Source organism: Roseicella frigidaeris (assembly GCF_003258945.1).
GTDB classification, from domain to species: Bacteria; Pseudomonadota; Alphaproteobacteria; order Acetobacterales; family Acetobacteraceae; genus Paracraurococcus; species Paracraurococcus frigidaeris.
In genome coordinates this window covers 77,492-95,482 of record NZ_QLIX01000010.1, presented here as the reverse complement: position 1 = coordinate 95,482, position 17,991 = coordinate 77,492, and the positions used below count along the sequence as shown (strand labels likewise).

General features: G+C 73.1%; 15 protein-coding genes. 6 read left to right on the top strand and 9 right to left on the bottom strand.

The window, feature by feature from the left end; all coding sequences use genetic code 11:
• Nucleotides 1-9: 9 nt before the first annotated feature.
• Nucleotides 10-1,473 (top strand): NADP-dependent isocitrate dehydrogenase, encoded by a 1,464-nt coding sequence (locus DOO78_RS14720; protein ID WP_243634561.1) that lies wholly within the window; start codon nt 10-12, stop codon nt 1,471-1,473.
• Nucleotides 1,474-1,618: 145 nt separating this feature from the next.
• Here DOO78_RS14720 and DOO78_RS14715 read toward each other — a convergent pair whose 3' ends face one another.
• Nucleotides 1,619-2,857, bottom strand: coding sequence for an ABC transporter substrate-binding protein (locus tag DOO78_RS14715; protein ID WP_111470606.1), 1,239 nt, complete (start codon nt 2,855-2,857; stop codon nt 1,619-1,621).
• A 282-nt stretch (nt 2,858-3,139) separates the two neighbouring features.
• Between DOO78_RS14715 and DOO78_RS14710 the strand changes: the two genes are divergently transcribed.
• Entirely contained in the window at nt 3,140-4,765 is a 1,626-nt protein-coding gene (locus tag DOO78_RS14710; protein WP_165838904.1) for an ABC transporter substrate-binding protein, read from the top strand.
• Between the two features lie 60 nt (nt 4,766-4,825).
• Here the strand turns inward: DOO78_RS14710 and DOO78_RS14705 are convergent, their stop codons facing one another.
• From DOO78_RS14705 to phaR, 3 genes are all read right to left on the bottom strand, one after another.
• On the bottom strand, nt 4,826-5,641 hold the full coding sequence (locus DOO78_RS14705; RefSeq protein ID WP_128080063.1) for a hypothetical protein: 816 nt from the start codon (nt 5,639-5,641) through the stop codon (nt 4,826-4,828).
• 134 nt (nt 5,642-5,775) lie between these two features.
• Nucleotides 5,776-6,240 carry a helix-turn-helix domain-containing protein gene (locus DOO78_RS14700; protein WP_111470604.1) on the bottom strand — a complete coding sequence of 155 codons (465 nt, stop codon included), beginning with the start codon at nt 6,238-6,240 and terminating at the stop codon, nt 5,776-5,778.
• Nucleotides 6,241-6,348: 108 nt separating this feature from the next.
• Nucleotides 6,349-6,951: a polyhydroxyalkanoate synthesis repressor PhaR gene (phaR, locus tag DOO78_RS14695; RefSeq protein WP_111470603.1), complete on the bottom strand. Its 603-nt coding sequence runs from the start codon at nt 6,949-6,951 to the stop codon at nt 6,349-6,351.
• Between the two features lie 404 nt (nt 6,952-7,355).
• Between phaR and DOO78_RS14690 the strand changes: the two genes are divergently transcribed.
• Together DOO78_RS14690 and DOO78_RS14685 are read left to right on the top strand one after the other, a co-directional pair.
• Complete coding sequence (locus tag DOO78_RS14690; protein WP_111470602.1) at nt 7,356-8,648, top strand: alpha/beta fold hydrolase; 1,293 nt, start codon at nt 7,356-7,358, stop codon at nt 8,646-8,648.
• A gap of 75 nt (nt 8,649-8,723) precedes the next feature.
• A complete protein-coding gene (locus DOO78_RS14685; protein WP_111470601.1) occupies nt 8,724-9,899 on the top strand; it encodes an acetyl-CoA C-acetyltransferase in 1,176 nt (391 codons plus the stop codon).
• 100 nt (nt 9,900-9,999) lie between these two features.
• On the opposite strand, the gene DOO78_RS14680 is transcribed toward DOO78_RS14685, so the two are convergent.
• The 3 genes from DOO78_RS14680 to DOO78_RS14670 form a co-directional block, all read right to left on the bottom strand.
• The gene (locus tag DOO78_RS14680; RefSeq protein WP_128080062.1) at nt 10,000-10,794 is read right to left on the bottom strand and encodes a hypothetical protein; all 795 of its coding nucleotides are present in this window, start codon (nt 10,792-10,794) and stop codon (nt 10,000-10,002) included.
• 288 nt (nt 10,795-11,082) lie between these two features.
• Complete coding sequence (locus DOO78_RS14675) at nt 11,083-12,417, bottom strand: ATP-binding protein (protein ID WP_128080061.1); 1,335 nt, start codon at nt 12,415-12,417, stop codon at nt 11,083-11,085.
• Nucleotides 12,418-12,672: 255 nt separating this feature from the next.
• On the bottom strand, nt 12,673-13,782 hold the full coding sequence (locus tag DOO78_RS14670; RefSeq protein ID WP_111470598.1) for an SMP-30/gluconolactonase/LRE family protein: 1,110 nt from the start codon (nt 13,780-13,782) through the stop codon (nt 12,673-12,675).
• A gap of 288 nt (nt 13,783-14,070) precedes the next feature.
• Here DOO78_RS14670 and DOO78_RS14665 point away from each other — a divergent pair, with 288 nt between their 5' ends.
• Nucleotides 14,071-14,379 carry an EthD family reductase gene (locus tag DOO78_RS14665; protein WP_111470597.1) on the top strand — a complete coding sequence of 103 codons (309 nt, stop codon included), beginning with the start codon at nt 14,071-14,073 and terminating at the stop codon, nt 14,377-14,379.
• 152 nt (nt 14,380-14,531) lie between these two features.
• On the opposite strand, the gene DOO78_RS14660 is transcribed toward DOO78_RS14665, so the two are convergent.
• Both DOO78_RS14660 and DOO78_RS14655 read right to left on the bottom strand, forming a co-directional pair.
• Nucleotides 14,532-16,157, bottom strand: coding sequence for an ABC transporter substrate-binding protein (locus tag DOO78_RS14660; protein ID WP_111470596.1), 1,626 nt, complete (start codon nt 16,155-16,157; stop codon nt 14,532-14,534).
• Nucleotides 16,158-16,264: 107 nt separating this feature from the next.
• Complete coding sequence (locus tag DOO78_RS14655) at nt 16,265-17,161, bottom strand: class I SAM-dependent methyltransferase (protein WP_111470595.1); 897 nt, start codon at nt 17,159-17,161, stop codon at nt 16,265-16,267.
• Between the two features lie 57 nt (nt 17,162-17,218).
• Here DOO78_RS14655 and gloB point away from each other — a divergent pair, with 57 nt between their 5' ends.
• Nucleotides 17,219-17,947: a hydroxyacylglutathione hydrolase gene (gene gloB, locus DOO78_RS14650; RefSeq protein ID WP_111470594.1), complete on the top strand. Its 729-nt coding sequence runs from the start codon at nt 17,219-17,221 to the stop codon at nt 17,945-17,947.
• The last annotated feature ends 44 nt before the right edge of the window (nt 17,948-17,991 follow it).

Genomic DNA, 17,991 nt, shown 5'->3' with positions numbered 1-17,991 from the left:
GATGCTCCCATGGACTCCGCCCCGATGCCCACCGCCACCCGCGCCCGGACCAAGGTCACCGCCATCCCCGGCGACGGCATCGGCCCGGAGGTGATGCGGGCGACCCAGCAGGTGCTCGCCGCGGCCGGCGCCGAGGTGGAGTGGGAGGAGGCGCTGGCCGGCGCCGAGGCCTTCCGCCGCGGCATCGCCGCCGGCGCGCCGCAGGAGACGCTCGATTCCATCGCCCGCACCGGCGTCGTGCTGAAGGGCCCGCTCGAGACCCCGGTCGGGTATGGCGAGAAATCCGCCAATGTCGCGCTGCGCAAGACCTTCGAGATGTACGGCAACGTCCGGCCGGTGCGCGAGCTGCCGGGCATCCGCACCCCCTTCTCCGGGCGGGGGGTCGACTTCGTCGTGGTGCGCGAGAATGTCGAGGATGTCTATGCCGGCATCGAGCACATGCAGACGCCGGGCGTCGCGCAGTGCCTGAAGCTGATCACCGAGGTGGGGTGCGAGCGGATCACCCGCCTCGCCGCCGCCGTGGCGCAGGCCGAGGGGCGGCGGAAGGTCACCGTCGCCACCAAGGCCAACATCATGAAGCTGACCGAGGGGATGCTGAAGCGGATCGGCGAGCAGGTGCTGGCGGAGTATCCCGGGCTGCAGCACGAGCACATGATCGTCGACAATTGCGCGCACCAGATGGTCATCCGCCCCGAGCAATTCGATGTCACGGTCATGACCAACATGAATGGCGACATCCTCTCCGACCTCGCGGCGGGGCTGGTCGGCGGGCTCGGCGTCGCCCCCTCGGCCAATCTCGGCGACGAGGCGGCGATGTTCGAGGCGGTGCACGGCTCGGCGCCGCAGATCGCCGGCAAGGGGGTGGCCAACCCGACGGCGCTGCTGCTCTCGGCGCTGATGATGCTGCGCCATATCGGCGACTTCGCCACCGCGCGGCGGATCGAGCACGCGCTCTACGTCACGCTCGAGGAGGGGAAGGACCTCACCGGCGACATCGCCCGCGAGGGGGAGGGGGTGCCGACCGCAGTCTATGTCGAGCGCATCATCGCCAATCTCGGCCGCGAGAGCGGGGCGGTGCCGGAGCGGGAATATCGGCCGATCGCGCTCAAGCGCTGGCCGCAGATCACCTGGTACCGCGCCGCCTCGACCCGCGAGCTGGTCGGCGTCGACGTCTTCGTCGAGAGCGAGCGCGACCCGCGGGCGATCAGCATCACCCTGCAGGCGGCGGCCGAGGGCAGCGCCTTCGACCTGACCATGATCGGCAGCCGCGGCGCCCAGGTCTGGCCGGATATCGGCGGCCACAGCTTCCTGGTCGACCATTTCCGCGCCCGCTTCATGTTCAAGGAGCCGCCGAAGGGCAACGGCATCGCCGAGATCACCGACCTGTTGCAGCGCATCGGCCGCCAGCACAACTGGATGCATATCGAGAAGCTGCAGCGCTTCGACGGCGCCGACGCCTTCAGCAAGGCCTGAGCGTTTCCCGCGACGTCGCCGCGCGCCGTCATGGGCGTGGGCGGCTTCCCGTCCCGACTTGCAGCCGGCAGAGCCGGCTGGGCGCCCGGTGCCAAGGGGACTGCCGATGGGGCCGTTGATGGGTCACCATCAACGGCCGTCAGTATCAGCCCTTCACCAGCGGGCAGCCGCCCTCGCCGAGGGGGCGGAAGGCCTGCTCGGCGGGTAGGGTCTCGGTCAGGGTGTAGACATCGCCCGGGTAGCGCACCTCGCCGGGCCGCTTCACCTGCAACAGGTAGGAGGGGTGGATCTTCCGCCCGTCCTCGCGGATCAGCCCCTTGCCGAAGGCGTCGTCATCGGTCGGCATCCGCTTCATCAGCGCCACCACCTCGCGCCCGCTGCGCTTCGCCTGGGCCGGGCCGAGCGCCTTCACCGCCTTCAGGTAGTGCGACACGCCGGCGTAATTGGCGGCGTGCACGTAATTGGGGAAGACGCCGGGGGGCAGCTTCTTCTGCACCCGCTGCGTGAAGCCGCGCGTCCGCTCGTCGAGGTCCCACCAGAAGGTCTCGGCGATGTACATGCCCTGCATGGTCTCGGTCCCCGCCGCCAGCACGCCGGTGATGGAGCCGATGATGGCGGCGTATTTCATCCCCGACTTGGCCAGGCCGAATTCCTGCGCCTGCTTGACGCAGTTCACCAGGTCGTCGCCGGCCATGGCGAGGCCGAGCACCTGCGCCCGGCTGGCTTGGGCCTGCAGCAGGAAGGCGGAGAAATCCGTGGTCTGCGGGAAGGGATAGCGGGAGGCGCCGAGCATCTTGCCGCCGGCGGCCTCGACGAAGCGGGTGGTGTCGCGCTCGATCGCATGGCCGAAGGCGTAGTCGGCGGTGATGAAGTACCAGCTCCGCCCGCCCGCCCGGGTCAGCGCCGTGCCGGTGGTGTTGGAGAGGCAATAGGTGTCGTAGGCCCAGTGGATGGTGTTCGGCGTGCAGGCCTTGCCCGTCAGCTCCGAGGTGCCGGCCGAGGCGTTGAGGTGGATACGGTCGCGCTCGACGCAGATCGGGTTGATGCCGAGGGCGATGGCGCTGTTGCCGACATCCGTGACCAGGTCGACGCCGCGCTGGTCGAACCACTGCCGCACCGTGTTGATGCCGACATCCGGCTTGTTCTGGTGGTCGGCGGTGATGATCTCGACCTTGATGCCGGGATTGCCGGCGGCGAACTCCTCGACCGCCTGGCGGACGCAGGCGACGGAGGTGGGGCCGGTGACGTCGCGATAGGGGCCGGCGAGGTCGGTGAGGACGCCGATGCGGATGGTCTCGTCGGCCTGGGCGCGGGTGCGGGCGGGGATGGCGAAGGGCAGGGCGAGGGCGCTCGCCCCCAGCAGGGCGCGGCGGGTCGGGGGCATGGACGGTCTCCCAGGCAGGCGGCCTGGCTTGGCCGCTCTCGGCGCCAGCCTAGAGCAGATCCCGATCAGGTGGACTCACCTGATCGGGCGAAGATGCTCTGAAAATAGGAGCCTGGGGCGGGGGAGCGGGAGCGCCCCCGGGGGCCGACGCCACCCGGCCGGCGGAGGGGCGCGGTGGGTCGGGCATGGCGGGGTGGGCGCGGCGCGGCCCGGGCCTTGCTTGTCCCCCGCCGCATCGGCCGCGGCGCGACCGCGGCCTGGACCGGGACAGAGGGTGATCACATGCATACCGGCTTCGGACGGCGCGGCCTGCTGGGGGGCCTGGGCGGCATCATGGCCGCCAGCGCGCTGCCCTGGGATCTCGCGCTTGCCCAAGGCGCGGGCACCTTGCGCGTCGGCATGACCGCCGCCGCCGTGCCGCTGACCAATGGCGTGCCCGATCAGGGGGCGGAGGGGCACCGCTTCATGGGCATCACCCTCTACGACCAGCTCGTGGAATGGGATCTGTCCAAGGCCGATGCCGCCGCCGTGCTGCGGCCGGGCCTGGCCACCGCCTGGACGGTCGATCCGGCCAATCCGAAGCGCTGGGTCTTCACCCTCCGCGACGGCGTGACATTCCACGACGGCAAGAAGCTGACGGCACAGGACGTGGCCTTCTCCTTCGACCGGGTGCTGAAGACCGACGCGCCGCATTTCGACCAGCGCGCCGCCGCCTTCGGCCGCGTCCGCATCCCGACCGTGATCCGCTGGGAGGCGCTGGACGAGACGAGCTTCGCGCTCGAGACCAGCACGGTCGACAGCACCGTGCCCTATGGGGTGAGCTGGATCGGCATCGTCCACCAGGGCGCCTGGGAGGCGGCGGGGAAGAGCTGGGACGCCTACAACACCAAGGCGGTCGGCACCGGCCCCTGGAAGCTGGAGAGCTGGTCGATCCGCGAGCGGGCGGTGCTGGTGCGCAACCCCGGCTACTGGGACGCGGCGCGGGTGCCGAAATGCGAGAAGCTGGTGCTGCTGCCGCTCGCCGAGCCCAACACCCGCGTCGCCGCGCTCCGCTCGAACCAGGTGGACTGGATCGAGGCGCCGCCGCCGGATGCGGTGCCGAGCCTGAAGCAGGCGGGCCTCGAGATCGTCACCAACCAGTATCCGCACAACTGGACCTGGCAGCTCGCCGTCGCCGAGGGCTCGCCCTGGCGCGACGCGCGGGTGCGGCGCGGCGCCAACCTCGCCATCGACCGCGCGGCGATGAAGGAGATGCTGGGCGGGCTGATGGACGAGGGGGCCGGGCTGCTGCCGAAGGGGCATCCCTGGAACGAGGTGAAGGGCTTCAAATGGGCCTATGACCCGGCGGCGGCGAGGAAGCAGCTCGCCGAGGCGGGGGTGACGCCGAAGACGCCGCTGAAGACCAAGATCGGCATCTCCACCTCCGGCTCCGGCCAGATGCAGCCCATGGCGATGAACGAGGCGCTGCAGCAGATGCTGAAGGAGGTCGGCATCGAGATCGAGTTCGAGGTGTTCGAATGGAACACCCTGCTCTCGATCTGGCGCGACGGCTGGAAGGCGCCGTCGAACCGCGGCATCACCGGGATCAACATCTCCTTCACCGCCATCGATCCCTTCACGGCGATGATCCGCTTCCTCCGCTCCGACCTGACGCCCCCGGCGGGCAACAATTGGGGCGGCTTCGGCAGCCCGGATTACGACGCGCTGATCGGCAGGATCCTGTCGGAATTCGATCCGGCGGCGCAGGACCGGCTCTGCGCCGAGCTGCACGGCAAGATCGTGGACGACGCCCTCTTCCTCTTCGTCGCGCATGACCTGAACCCGCGGGCCATGAACAAGAAGGTGCAGGGCTTCGTGCAGGCGCGGTCCTGGTTCCAGGACCTGACGCCGGTGCGCGTCACCGGCTGAGCCCGCGGCCGGCGTTCCGGGCGGGACGCCGGCCGGCTGCCGGCCTCGGCGGTGGGGCATTCAGCGGTCGGGCACCCAGACCTCCAGCGTCCCGGCCGGCGGCGAGGGCTCGTAGCCGCGGAAATCCTGGATCGCCCAGCCGCGGCCGAGGCGGCCGGCGAGCCGCGCCGCCGTCGGCGCATCCTCGGCATGGAAGTAGCGCACCACCCGCTGCGAGGGCACGGCCGGGGCGGCGCGGGCCTCCTGGGCGTCGAAGCCGCCCTCGCGGAGCGAGCCGAGCAGGGCATTCGCCGTCTCGGCCCCGGCGCCGGAGCCGGCGCGGTAATGCAGCACCACGCGCGGCTGGCCGCCCGCCGCCTCCTGCCGCGGCGGGGGCTCCGGACGGGGCGGGGCGAGGGGCCGCGCCGGCGGTGCGGCCAGGGTTGGGGCGGGGGTTGGGGCCGGGGCCGCCGCCGGTGGCGGGGCGGCCTCCCGGCGTGCCGCGGCGGCCGCCGCCTCGCGCTGCGCGGCCGCCTCCCGCTGGGCCGCCGCGATGTCGCGCTGCAGGCCGGCGAGCTGCGCCTCGGCCGCCGCCCGGGCGCGGGCCAGGGCATCGAGGCGCACCTGCTGCTCGGCCTCGGCGGCGGCGCGCGCCCGGGTCAGCTCATCGAGCCGGGCCTGGGCAGCCTCGGCGGCGGCCCGGAGCCGCGCCGCCTCGGCCTCCAGCGCCGCCAGGTCGGGCGCGTCGCCCGGCGGCGCCGCGGCGGGCGGCGTGGCCCGGTCCCGTTCCAGGGGCGGCATCCCGGGGGGCGAGGCCGGGCGCAGCGCCAGGCCGATGACCATGCCGCCGAGCGCCCCGGCCAGGCTCAGCACCAACACCAAGAGGACGGCACGCAAGGTCCAGCGGCGCTGGGGGCGCAGCAGGGGCGGGGCGGGGGATCGTCGTGTCGACACGCAATGTCAGCAGGTGAGGGTCAGCGGGCAGGCCGGGCCTCGCCCGGCCGCCGCGCCCGGCAGGGGGCCGCCAGCGCTCAGTGGGTGTCGCTGGCGTCGCCGTCGGCGGCGAGGCTCGACTGCGCCGCCTGGCTCTGCGCGGCGAGGGCGCGGGCCATCTGGCTCAGCGCCTCCTGATGCTTCTCGTTGTCGATCATCGCGAAGTTGCGCGCGAGCTCCAGGCACATGCGCTGGCGCGGCGAGATCTCGTTCTGCTCGGATTCCGGCGAGAGGCCCTCGAAGAACCAGGACACGCCGACGCCGAGCACCTGCGCAATCTCAAAAAGACGCCCGGCGGAGATGCGATTGAGACCGCGCTCGTATTTGTGCGCCTGCTGGTAGGTGACGCCGATCATGCGGGCCAGCTGCTGCTGCGACAGCCCCATCATGACGCGGCGCTCGCGGATACGGGACCCGACATGCCGATCCGCGGCATTGGCGCGCTGGCCCGGCTTCGCGCCATCACTACGCCGTGGCTCGGTCTGGGTTGTTGTCTGCACCATCGGCGTGCCCTTTGCCGTTGAGAATCTCACCCAACGGAATGCCGCTGCATTGCGGGCGTTCCACCACCGAGCGTGACGAACGCGTGATGGAAGCGGAAGCCGCGAAACTCACCCCCCAGGCGAGGAACCGCGACCGGTTCGTATCGCTTCCGAAAGTTGTCGCCGCAGCGTCTCGATCTCCGCCTTCAACTCCTCGACGGTCGCGTTCGGATCGGTCGGGCGGAAGGGCGCGAAGAGGCTCATCGCCCGTTCCAGCATCGCCATGTTCTGCTTGCCGACCTCCTCCAGCCCTGGCAGGGCGCCGAAGGGATTGAAGCCGCCCATGGCCTGCTCGACCGAGCGTCGCATCTGCTCCTGCTGCCGGGCGAAGCCGGCCATGGCGAATTCCAGGTAGCGCGGCAGCACGCTCTGCAGGCTGTCGCCGTAGAAGCCGATGAGCTGGCGCAGGAAGCTCTCGGGCAGCAGGCTCCGCCCCTTCGCCTCCTCCTCGACGATAATTTGCGTGAGGACGGAGCGGGTGATGTCCTCTCCCGATTTTGCGTCGAAGACGATAAAGTCGCGACCCTTTCTCACCATGTTGGCAAGATCCTCGAGCGTGACGTAGCTGGAGGATTCCGTATTGTAGAGGCGACGATTGGCGTATTTCTTGACCACCACCGGTTGCGCCGGGGCGTCTGGCGTGGTCTCGGCGCGGGCGGCGTTCTCTGACATGGCGTTGGCGTCCCTTCTTGGTCGCGGAGCGGCGTGCGGCGCCGTCATGCGGGGGTCCAGGCAGGATAGCACGCCGTTTCCGCGCTTGCGTTAGAAGGATTCCGCAATGCACCACGGCGCGACCGGGGAGCATCCCGGCGCCGATTCCCCGGCGGGCGACGAGCAGGCCGCACCGGGCGGCGGACAGGCCCCGCGGAGCGGCAAACAGGATGGCCGGCAGGCAGACCGAGGGGACGGGACATGCTGCGACCCGGCGCTGGACCGATTGGCCGAGGCCTGGATCACCCTCTGGCAGGGCGAACTCGCCGCCCTGGCCGCCGACCCCGAGGTGGTGACCGCCTGGCGCCAGGCCTTCGGCCTCGCCGCCACCTGGCTCGGCACGGCCAGCCCCGTCCAGGCCGGCCATGAGCGGGGCGCCGACCGACACGACGGAAACGGACCCGCCGGCCCGCCGCGGCCCGCGGCCGCTGGCGCTGCACCTGGCGATGGCCCTGGCGACGCGCTGGGTGGCGCGGACACCGCCGCCCTGCACGGCCGCATCGCCGCCCTGGAGCGGCGCCTGGCCGCGCTCGAGGCAGGGCCGGCGGGAGGCGCGGCGGATCGCCGCCGCCCTCGCCGCAAGCGGCCATCCGCCTGAGGCCTTCGCCGCCGCCGTCGAGCGCCGGCTGCTCGACCGCGACGCGGCGCTCCTCGCCGGCATCCTGGCCTATCGCCGCCATCCCTACCGGCGCGACCTGCCGGAGCCGCCGGCGCCCTGGCGGGAGGGCGGCTCGCGCCTGCTGGACTATGGCGGCGAGGGCCGCCTCGGCGCCCTGCTGGTGGTGCCCTCCCTCGTCAACCGGGCGCAGGTGCTGGACCTCATGCCGGGCGGGTCCATGCTGCGCCACCTCGCCGCGGCCGGGCTGCGCATCCTGTTGCTGGACTGGGGCGAGCCCGGCCCGCCGGAGCGCGGCTTCAGCCTGACGGACTACATCGCCGGCCGGCTCGAACGCGCCGTGGCCGCCGCCGCCGGCTTGGCCGGGCAGCCGGTCCTGCTGGCCGGCTACTGCATGGGCGGGCTGCTCGGCCTCGCCCTGGCGCAGCGGCGGCCGGCGGCGCTGCGCGGCCTGGCCCTGCTGGCCACGCCCTGGGATTTCTGGGCCGAGGACCCGGTGCGGGCCCGCGGCCTGGGAGCGACGCTCGAGGTGCTCGAGCCGCTGCTGCAGGCCGCCGGCGCGCTGCCCGTCGATGCGCTGCAGGCCCTCTTCGCGGCGCAGGACCCGGCCGGGATCGCCGAGAAGTACCGCCGCTTCGGCCGGCTCGATCCCGACAGCGCCGAGGCCCGGCGCTTCGTCGCCCTGGAGGACTGGCTGAACGACGGCATCGCCCTCGCCGCGCCGGTGGCCCGCGAGGCGCTCGGCGGCTGGTATGGCGGCAACAGCCCGGCGCGCGGCGCCTGGCGCGTCGCCGGCGAGGCGGTGGCGCCCGAGCGCATCGCCCTGCCGGCCTTCCTGGCGATCCCGGCCCGCGACCGCATCGTCCCGCCGGCCTCGGCCCTGGCGCTGGCGGCCCGCATGCCGGCGGCCCTTGTGCATCACGCGGCGGCTGGCCATGTCGGCATGGTCGCGGGGGGAGCGGCGGAGACCCATCTCTGGCGTCCCCTGCTGACCTGGATCGAGGCCCTGCCCGGCCGGCCCCGGCGACGGCGCGGGGCTTGAGCGCGGCGGGCTTGTGAGCCTTCCGGGTGCGGCGCCATACTGCGTCGCAATAGTCAGGGTGGGAGAATGCCAGTCATGACCGAGATCGTCATCGCCTCAGCCGCCCGCACGCCGGTCGGCAGTTTCAACGGCGCCTTCGCCACCCTGCCGGCGCATGTGCTCGGCAAGATCGCGATCGAGGCCGCGCTGTCGCGCGCCGGGGTGAAGCCGGAGGAGGTGGACGAGGTCATCATGGGCCAGATCCTGACCGCGAATGCCGGCCAGAATCCCGCGCGCCAGGCCTCGGTCGCCGCCGGCATCCCGGTGGAGCACACCGCCTTCGGCATCAACCAGCTCTGCGGCTCGGGCCTGCGCGCCGTGGCGCTGGCGGCGCAGCAGATCGCGACCGGCGATGCCGCCATCGTCGTCGCCGGCGGCCAGGAGAGCATGACCCAGGCGCCGCATGCGGCGAACCTGCGCGCCGGCCAGAAGATGGGCGACCTCGCCATGGTCGACACCATGATCAAGGACGGGCTCTGGGACGCCTTCCACGGCTACCACATGGGCACGACCGCCGAGAACGTCGCCGAGAAGTACCAGATCACCCGCGAGCAGCAGGACGAGTTCGCGGCCGCCAGCCAGCGCAAGGCGGGCGAGGCGATGAAGGCCGGCCGCTTCAAGGACGAGATCGCGCCGGTCACGGTGAAGACCCGCAAGGGCGACATCGTCGTCGAGAACGACGAGTACCCGAAGCCGGAGACCACGCTCGAGGTGCTGCAGAAGCTGCGCCCCGCCTTCAACAAGGCCGGCACCGTCACCGCCGGCAATGCCTCCGGCATCAATGACGGCGCCGCGGTCGCCGTCGTGATGTCGGCCGAGGAGGCGAAGAAGCGCGGCATCGCGCCGCTGGCGCGGATCGTCTCCTGGGCGACGGCCGGCGTCGATCCCTCGATCATGGGCACCGGGCCGATCCCCGCCTCGCGCAAGGCGCTGCAGAAGGCCGGCTGGTCGATCGACACGCTCGACCTGATCGAGGCGAACGAGGCCTTCGCGGCGCAGGCCTGCGCGGTGAACAAGGATCTCGGCTGGGATCCGTCCAAGGTGAACGTCAATGGCGGCGCCATCGCGCTCGGCCATCCGATCGGCGCCTCGGGCGCGCGGGTGCTGAACACGCTGCTGTTTGAGATGCAGCGCCGCAACGCCAAACGCGGCCTCGCCACGCTCTGCATCGGCGGCGGCATGGGCGTCGCCATGTGCGTCGAGCGGGTCTGAGACCGGGCGCAGGACGGTTTCACCGCGCGGGACGCGGGTGAGGCTGCCGCCTGCGGACCGTTCCCGCCCGATCCGGTGAGGCCGCCGGATTGGGGCCGCTTCAGGGCGCCGGGCGGTCCGGGGCGGCGCGCCAGACCGCGGGCCGCAGGGCCTCGTCCTGGCGCGCCGGCGCCTGGGAGGCGGAGATCGGCCTCGGCCGCGTCGCCGCGGGCCGCGAGGCCGCCGGCGCCTGTGCCGCGGCCTCCGGCGCCGGGGCAGGCCGCGGCGCCGATTGCCAGGTGGCCACGGCGGCGCCGATCGCCAGCATGAGCGTCCAGCCGATCAGCAGCGGCGTCGCATAGCTCGGCGGCGCCTGTGCCGCCGGCGGCGCGGCGACCGGGTCCTCGGCCGGCGGCATCGCCACGGGCTCGGCCGCCGCCGGATCGGGCGCCGGGGGCGCAGGGGAGGGCTCGACGGGCAACGGGCCGGCGATCACCTGCTCGACCGCCTCGACCCAGGCCTCCTCCGCCGGCAGGGTCAGCGGCGGCTCCCAGGACAGCGCGTAGTCGAGGATGTCGGGCAGGCGGCCGATATGCTCGCGCGGCAGCATCCGGTGCACGATCGGCAGATGGCCGGGGAAGCGCCGGCCGAATTCGGCGGCCGCCAGCGCGGCGCGGAGTTGCTCGGCGGCGCCGATGGAGGCGCGCGGCGCGATGTCGAGCAGCACCAGGCCGAGCGCCGCATTGGCGAGGATGGCCGGCCCCTGGCCGGCGGCCCAGAGCGGCCGCCCCGCGGAGGCCGGCCGCCGCGCCAGCAGGCGCCAGCCGGGACCGAGGCCATCGACCGCCTCGGCGAGCAGGGACGCCTCCGCGGCATCGGCGGTGCCGGCGGCCTGGGCGAGGGGCATGGTCGGCATGCGGCGGGGCACCTTGAGCAGGGCGGACGGGGCAAGGCGGGCGCGAGACGCAGGTAGGCGGCGGCGGCCCATCCTCCAAGGGCAGGCTAACCCAGGGCGGGCCCCTTGGCGAACGCCGCGCCACTACCCCACGTTGTTTTCAAGCCGTTGTCATGCGCCGAATGGTCATGGGCGGCGCCGGGCCTCTGGCCGCGGCGCGGGCGGCCCCGAGGTGAGCGACCCCAAGGTGAGCGGCCCGGGCGTGGGCAGGACAGGGGGGATCGGACCTGGGGCCCGATCCCGCGCGGGTCAGGCCGCCGTGCCGCCGGCCGCCGGCCGCGGCGCCTGCTGCGCCAGCACCGCCCGCAGCAGCACGAGCTGCTGCAGCATCGCCTCGCCGAAGACGTAGAGATCCGGCCCCTCGCCGCGGAAGGGATGGATCGCGCCGGATTGCAGCACGCGGCGCCAGGCATCGGGATCGGCGCGGACGCCGGCGACGCGCAGCACCGCGCCGTCCTGCCAGGCCTGGAACCGGCCGAGCCCGTCCTGCCGCCCGGCCGCGGCGGCGCGCAGGATGCCGAGCGCCGCGGGGTCGCGCTCCATGCGGGTGACGCTGTCATAGAGGGCGATGATGCGCGGGTCCGCCTCCACCACCGCCGCCTGCATGGCGGCGATGAGGTCGCTGCCCTGCACCGCGGTGCGGCCGTGGTCGAGGGCCGACTGGCCGGCCCGCAGCGCCAGGAGCTGCCCCATATAGGGCACGCCGCGGGCGAGCTCGGCGATGCAGGTGCGGGCGGCGGGGGAGTAGTCGAGCCCGGCCCGCTCGGCGCCGCGCTCCACCAGCTCCTCCACCTCCTCCTGGCTGAGCAGGGGCAGCGGCACCCGGGTGACGCAGCGCTGGATCGAGGGGTGCCGGCCGAGCAGCTCCTCGGCGCTCTCCGAGACGCCGATGATGACGAAGGACAGCGGCACGCCGCGGTCCGAGAGCTGCTTCAGCGTGTCGGCGAAGGAGGTGCGCGTCTCCTGGTCCACCACCCGGTCGAACTCGTCGACCACGAGCAGCAGGCGCAGCTCGATCAGCGCGTTGGAGGCGACCATGATGTCGCCCGGCAGCACCGGCCGCGTCGGCAGCAGGCCGAGCGCGCCGGGCGGGTCCTCGGGCCCGGCCGGGCCGAGGGTGCTCAGCCAGCGCGGGATGTCGCGGAACAGCCCGCGCATGATGCTGTCGAAGTCGCTGTTGGCGGCGCAGACATGCCGGGCGACGACGAAGCCCATGGCCAGGGCCTGGGCCATGACCATGTTGGCGAGCGAGGTCTTGCCGCGGCCGCGCTCGCCGAAAATGACGACATGCGAGCGGTCCTCGGCGACGGCGCGCATGATGCGCTCGCGCTCCGTCTCCCGGCCGATGAAGCCGATGCTGCTGCTCTGGTCGCCATCCTTGCGCTTGCGCCGGCCGACCAGCGGGCGCGTCGGGGTGAAGCTCTCGGCCAGCCGCCGCCGCGCCGCGTCGAGGCCCGGCTGCCGCGACGGCCCTCCCTCCTCGCCGGGCTCGCTGCCCGGCATCGGCGGGATGGTGATCTCGGGCTCCTCGGCGGGCGGCGCCTCGCGCTGGCGGAACAGGTCGGTCAGCGCGCGAACCGGCACGGTGCCCTCGCTGCGTCGGCCCGCGCCCGGGAGGTTGCCGCGATCCCGCGGAGGATGGGCCGGGAGCCGCAATCGGCGCCAGGCCAGGGGGGTGCGAGCAGAAGGCGCCTCCACGCGTCATCGAGCATCGGGCCCTGCTTAGCATGCCCGCCGGCCGCCGGGGACGCAGGCATCGGACCGTTCATGAACTGTTGTTGCCATGATGGCGTGGCGGAGGGGCCCGCGCGGCGCCGCGCGGGCCCGGGCCGGGGCGGGTCAGCAGAAATGCGCGCCGCGGGTCTCGACCGGGAGCAGGTAGATCGACTGGCTCGCCGTCATCAGCAACTGGTTCCGGCGCGTGCCGCCGAAGCAGAGATTGGCGCAGATCTCCGGCAGCTTGATGAGGCCGATGCGGGCGCCGTCGGGGGCGAAGACATGCACCCCGTCATAGCCGTCGCCCACCCAGCCGGCGCCGACCCAGAGATTGCCCGCCTCGTCGCAGCGCACCCCGTCGCCGAAGCCGGACTTGCCCTGGTACTCCATGCTGCAGAAGGTGCGGGGGTTGCTCAGGCGCGGGCCGTCCACATCGAAGGCCCAGACGATGTTCTTCGCCTCCGGATAGTGGCTGCTGCCGCTGTCGGCGACGTAGAGCCGGCGGTAGTCGGGCGAGAAGCAGAGGCCGTTCGGCTTGAAGGGCTGGTCCGCCACCTTGGCGACCTGGCCGCTCTGCGCGTCGATGCGGTAGACCGCCTCCTTGATCAGCGGGCGCGGGCTGGTCGCGGCCTCCGGCACGCGCTGGCCCTCGTAGTTCATCAGCGCGCCGTAGCCCGGGTCGGTGAACCAGATGCTGCCATCCTCGGGATGCACCACCCCGTCATTCGGCGCGTTCAGCGGCCCGTCCGGGCCGCGCGCGGCGAGCACGGTGAGGCGTCCGTCCGGCTCGTAGCGCACCACGTCGCGGTTGAAGTGGCGGAAGGCGATCTGCCGTCCCTCGCGGTCGAAGGTGTTGCCGTTGGAGAAGCCGGAGGGGCTGCGGAAGCGGCGATGGACCGAGTGGTCCTCCTCGTTCATGCGAAGGCATTCGTCATTCGGGATGTCCGACCACACCCAGAAGCGGCCGGTCGCGTGCCAGGCCGGGCCCTCCGCCCAGCCGAGGCCGGTGTAGAGCCGCTTGATGGCGCTGTTGCCGAGCGGGGCGGTGAAGCGCTTCTTGTCGAGGGCGACGATATCGGCGTCGGGGTAGCGGACCGGGCCGGCGCCGCGGCCGAAGTCGCGCTGCGCCTGCGCCGGCATGGCGGCGCCGGCGGCGATGGCGGCGGCGAGCCCGCCGAGCACGGCACGGCGGCCGGGCGCCCCGCCCGGGGCGCCATCGGGTCTGTCCTGCATTCCTGCTTCCTCCCCATGACCGGCGTCCTGAGCGGCACCGGTCAGGGGCCGAGGGTTGCATGGCCGGGCATGGGCGAGGCAAGGCCGGCGCGCCGGCATCGCAATTCCGTGCGCGCGGGTGACCGCGGGCGCGCGGCGGCAGGAGCATGACGGTGGGAGGCCGCCAGGCCTTCCGGCCCCGGCGCGATCGGTTCTAGGCTCCCCGGCACGGCAAGCCCACCCGGCCGGGGGGCAGGCAGGCCGCAACGCAGCCGGGACCGGCGAGGCTCCGGTGCAGGGGAGGATGCGATGATCACCGTCAGCGTGCTGTACCCGAACGAGTCGGGCACGAAATTCGACGAGACCTACTACCTGCAGAAGCACATGCCGCTGGTGCGCGAGCGCTGGTCGGGATTGGGCCTTAAGGACAGCCGGGTGATGCGCGGCACGCCCGGGCCGGAGGGCGCGGCGCCCTATCGCGTCATCACGCTGCTCAGCTTCGGCTCCGTCGCCGAGTTCCAGAAGGCGGCCGAGGCGCATGGGCCGGAGCTCTTCGGCGACATCCCGAATTTCACCGACTGCAAGCCGGTGGTGCAGGTCAACGAGGTGATCGGCTGAAGGCGCCTCCACGGAGCCGCGCCGCGGCTCCGTGGGGACCCGGCGCCGCGTCTCCTGCCGACGGCATGAAGGCTTCCGTCCGGAGGGTCGCGCCCGGCGAAGGGGACCACCCCTGGGGGCCGTTAATGCGTCGCCAGCAACGGCCGTCCGTATCAGGCGAGCGTCGTCAGGTCCTGGAACCAGTGCTGCGCCTGGGTGTAGCCGCGCACCGCCTTGCCCAGCGCATGCGGGTTGGTGTCGTGCACCACGAAGACCAGCAGCGCCTGATCGACCACCCGCTCATGCACCCGCGCCATCAGCCGGTCCACTTCGGCCGGGTCGAAGGTGGTGAGGGCGGCATCGATCAGCCGGTCGGTCTCGGGGTCGCTGTAATGCGACCAGTTCACCCCGGTCGGCGCCACCTGCTTCGAATGGAAGAAGCGGATCAGCGCATAGAGCGGGTCGCTGGTGACATAGGCGACGTTGTTGGCGGTGACCTGCCCCTGCCGGGCGATCTCGCCGGCCGCGCCCTGGCGCCAGCAGGTATAGAGCACCTCCAGCTCCACCGCCTGGAACTCCACCTCGATCCCCACCTCGCGCCAGGCCGATTGGATGTACTCGTTCATCGGCATGGAGAGCATCTGGCCGCTGCCGCCGGTGGCGATGAGGAATTTCGTGCGCAGCGGCGAGCCGCGCGAGATGCCGGCCTCGGCCAACAGCTTGCGCGCCGCGTCGATATCGGTGCGCACCTGGAATTCCGGCCGGCCGAACCAGGGCGAGGCGGGATCGACCACGCCGACCGCCGGCTTGGCCAGCCCGTTCATCAGCGCCACCACCTCATCCCGGTTGATCGCCAGGTTGGCGGCGCGGCGCAGCCGCAGGTCGCGCCAGGGCGAGCCCTCCAGCAGCGAGAGATGGTAGTTCCAGACATGCGGCGTAACGTTCTCGGTGATCCGCATGCCGGCCTGCCGCAGCCGTGGCACCAGGTCCGGTGCCGGGGTCTCGATCAGGTCGAGCTGGCCGGTGAGCAGCGCGTTGGTGCGCGTCACCGCCTCGGGCGCGACGACCAGGATCAGCCGGTCGAGCTTCGGCCGCCGCGCCGGGTTCCAGTAGTCCGGGTTGCGCACCAGCTCCGCCCGCTCCCGCGGCACGAGGCGGGCCAGGCGGAAGGGGCCGGTGCCGGAGGGCTCCTGCGCGAAGCGCTCCCAGCTCCGCCCCAGCCTCTCGTACTGCGCCGGCGAGGAGATCAGGAACCACAGCATCTGGTAGGGGAAGATGCTGTCGACGGTCCTGGTGGTGACCTCGACGGTCATGGCGTCGAGCTTGCGCCAGGCGGCGACCGAGGGCAGGCGCGGCCGCACCTGGGCCGCCTGCCGGTTGTCGAAATGCGGCGCCTGCGGGTTCAGCACCTTCTCGAAATTCCAGATCACCGCATCGGCGTCGAAGGCGGCGCCGTCGTGGAAGCGCACGCCCTCGCGCAGGCGGAAGATCCAGCGCCGCCGGTCGGCGGGGTCGGCCTCCCAGGTGGTGGCGAGGCCGGGGACGAGCCTGCCTGGCCGGTCGGCGACATCCATCTCCCAGGCGACGAGCGGGTCGTAGAGCGTGTGGCCGGTGAACTGGTAGGCGCCGGCGCCGCGATCCGGCTGGCCGGTGGTCTGCGGGATGTCGGCCATGGAGATGCCGTAGCGCAGCACCCGCTCCGTCTGGGCGGCGGCGGGGCGGATTGCCCAAGGCTCGGGCAGGCCCGGCAGCGAGGCGAGGCCGGTGGCGCCCAGCAGGGCACGGCGGGAGAGGGACATGCGGCGTGTTCCCGGCAGCAGGATCGGGGCCGTCATCGCAATCCCCGTGCCGCAATCCCCGAGCCGCAATCCCCGTGCCGCCGCGCCGGCCCCGCCGGCCGGCGGCGTCAGCCCAGGTGGGGCCGCCCGGCGATGAGGGCGCGGCGGAGCCCGACGCCGCCCATGGCCCCGTTCATGGCCCCGTGCATGGCCCCGTCGCGCCCCCGCCGCAGCAGGCCGTGGCATCCCTCGGGCCCGAGCGGACCGAGGGGCCCCCGCGACGGCGCGGCGCGGCTGCGCGGGGAGAAATAGGCCCCCTCCGCCACCACCACCCGCCGGGTCTTGGCCTGCACCGCCCCGGTCGGCACCAGCGCCGCGAAATCCTTCACCGCCTCGACCAGCATCACCCCGGCGAAGCGGGGGAAGAGCGGCCCGCCGAGCCGCTCCCAGGCGCCGGCGCCGCGCAGCAGCAGCCGGCTCTGGAAGGGCGGCACGAAGAGCGCGCCCCGGCGCTGCTCCACCTGGAACATCTGCCGGCGCAGCAGCCGCTCGATCTGCCCGGACGAATAGGGCTGGCCATGGCCGAAGGGCGTGCGCTCCAGATGCGCCCAGAGGCCGAGCCGGTTCGGCACCACGACGATCAGCCGCCCGTCATCCTTCAGCACCCGCCAGGCCTCGCGCAGCATGCGCCGGGCATTCTCGGCGGTCTCCAGCCCGTGCACGAGCAGGATGCGGTCGAAGGTCAGGTCGGGGAAGGGCAGCGCATCCTCCTCCACCGCCGTGCTGCAGCTCCGCGCGCTGCGCGGCCAGCGCCAGCGGGGCAGCGGCGTCGGGGTGGCGGCGACGCAGCGCGCCGCCTCGCCGCGCCAGAGCCGGAGGAAGGGGCTGGCATAGCCGAGGCCGAGCACCGCCTGGCCGGGCAGCGCTGGCCAGAGCTGCCGCAGCGAATCGCGCAGCAGGCGGGCGGTCACCAGCCCCGCCGGGGTGGCGTAGAAATTCCCCAGCCCGTGGACCTCGTGGCTCATGCCCTCGATATAGAGCAGCCGGTGCCCCGTTGGAGCGGGGCTGGAGGAGGAGCCCGCATGCCGCTCTCGGTCACCGCCATCCCGTGTCTTTCCGACAACTATATCTGGCTGCTGCAGGACCAGGCGAGCGGGGCGGTCGCGGTCTGCGACCCCGGCGAGGCCGGGCCCGCCATCGCGGCAGTCGAGAAACTGGGTGCGAAACTCGACCTGATCCTGCTGACCCACCATCATGGCGACCATGTCGCCGGCACCGCCGCCCTGCAGACGCGCTGCGGCGGGCGGGTGGTCGGCGCGGCGGCGGATGCGCACCGGCTGTCGAGGCTCGACCAGGCGGTGCGGCCGGGCGACACGGTGGCGCTCGGGGAGAGCCGGGCGACGGTGATCGACACCCCGGGCCATACGGTCGGCCACATCGCCTTCCATTTCGCGGCCGACGACGTGCTGCTCTGCGGCGACACGCTCTTCTCGCTCGGCTGCGGCCGGCTGCTGGAAGGCACGGCCGGGCAGATGTTCGACAGCCTCGGCCGGCTCGCCGCCCTGCCCGGGCCGACGCTCGTCTGCTGCGGCCACGAATACACCGAGAGCAACGCCCGCTTCGCGCTGACGGTGGAGCCGGAGAATGCCGCGCTGCGGACGCGGGCGCAGCAGGCCGCGGCGCAGCGGGCCGCCGGCGAGCCCACCGTGCCGACCACCATCGCCGGGGAGCGGGCGACGAACCCCTTCCTGCGGGCGCCGGACGTGGCGCGGCTCGCCGCCATCCGCAGCGCCAAGGACAGCTTCCGCTGAGGCCGGCGCTGCCGGACCTGCGCGACCCCGGCCTCGACCCGGCG

Excerpts from the sequence above, each read along its gene's own strand:
- gloB (WP_111470594.1), top strand. The coding sequence starts at position 17,219 with ATGCCGCTCTCGGTCACCGCCATCCCGTGTCTTTCCGACAACTATATC.
- DOO78_RS14665 (WP_111470597.1), top strand. The coding sequence starts at position 14,071 with ATGATCACCGTCAGCGTGCTGTACCCGAACGAGTCGGGCACGAAATTC.
- DOO78_RS14670 (WP_111470598.1), bottom strand. The coding sequence starts at position 13,782 with ATGCAGGACAGACCCGATGGCGCCCCGGGCGGGGCGCCCGGCCGCCGT.
- DOO78_RS14660 (WP_111470596.1), bottom strand. The coding sequence starts at position 16,157 with ATGTCCCTCTCCCGCCGTGCCCTGCTGGGCGCCACCGGCCTCGCCTCG.
- DOO78_RS14690 (WP_111470602.1), top strand. The coding sequence starts at position 7,356 with ATGAGCGGGGCGCCGACCGACACGACGGAAACGGACCCGCCGGCCCGC.
- DOO78_RS14655 (WP_111470595.1), bottom strand. The coding sequence starts at position 17,161 with ATGAGCCACGAGGTCCACGGGCTGGGGAATTTCTACGCCACCCCGGCG.
- DOO78_RS14685 (WP_111470601.1), top strand. The coding sequence starts at position 8,724 with ATGACCGAGATCGTCATCGCCTCAGCCGCCCGCACGCCGGTCGGCAGT.
- DOO78_RS14700 (WP_111470604.1), bottom strand. The coding sequence starts at position 6,240 with ATGGTGCAGACAACAACCCAGACCGAGCCACGGCGTAGTGATGGCGCG.
- DOO78_RS14680 (WP_128080062.1), bottom strand. The coding sequence starts at position 10,794 with ATGCCGACCATGCCCCTCGCCCAGGCCGCCGGCACCGCCGATGCCGCG.
- DOO78_RS14720 (WP_243634561.1), top strand. The coding sequence starts at position 10 with ATGGACTCCGCCCCGATGCCCACCGCCACCCGCGCCCGGACCAAGGTC.
- DOO78_RS14710 (WP_165838904.1), top strand. The coding sequence starts at position 3,140 with ATGCATACCGGCTTCGGACGGCGCGGCCTGCTGGGGGGCCTGGGCGGC.
- DOO78_RS14715 (WP_111470606.1), bottom strand. The coding sequence starts at position 2,857 with ATGCCCCCGACCCGCCGCGCCCTGCTGGGGGCGAGCGCCCTCGCCCTG.
- phaR (WP_111470603.1), bottom strand. The coding sequence starts at position 6,951 with ATGTCAGAGAACGCCGCCCGCGCCGAGACCACGCCAGACGCCCCGGCG.